Genomic DNA, 375 nt, shown 5'->3' on the forward strand with positions numbered 1-375 from the left:
GCAAGCGCCATCGGCCTGGCGTTTCAGGTTGTGGATGACGTGCTCGATGCCACCGCAGACTCGGCAACGCTCGGCAAAACCGCAGGCAAAGATGCGGCTGACACCCCACCGACGTATGTGTCACTGCTAGGCTTAAGCGCCTCACAGGAACTCGCACAAAAACTATGCAAAGACGCCCACGCAGCGTTATTGCCCTTTGGAGAAAAAGCTCACATGCTGCGCAGCCTCGCAGATCTGATTGTGCAGCGGAAAGCGTAATATGAATTTACTCGATACTATCAATTCCCCGGACGACTTACGCAAACTCTCACGCTCCCAGCTCAAGCCGCTGGCGGATGAGCTACGACATTTTGTGATTGATTCCGTCTCCAAAAC

The 375-nt window shown here is 54.1% G+C and carries 2 protein-coding genes; both read left to right on the plus strand.

Annotation, left to right across the window (positions count from 1 at the left end):
- Window positions 1–258: polyprenyl synthetase family protein (locus ACO0K4_RS19530; protein WP_422958337.1), on the plus strand; the 258-nt coding region annotated here is incomplete at its 5' end.
- 1 nt (window position 259) lies between these two features.
- A partial coding sequence (locus ACO0K4_RS19535; protein WP_422958338.1) for a 1-deoxy-D-xylulose-5-phosphate synthase N-terminal domain-containing protein occupies window positions 260–375 on the plus strand: 116 nt, incomplete at its 3' end.

This window comes from Undibacterium sp. RuTC16W, from assembly GCF_049339445.1.
Classification (GTDB): domain Bacteria; phylum Pseudomonadota; class Gammaproteobacteria; order Burkholderiales; family Burkholderiaceae_D; genus Undibacterium.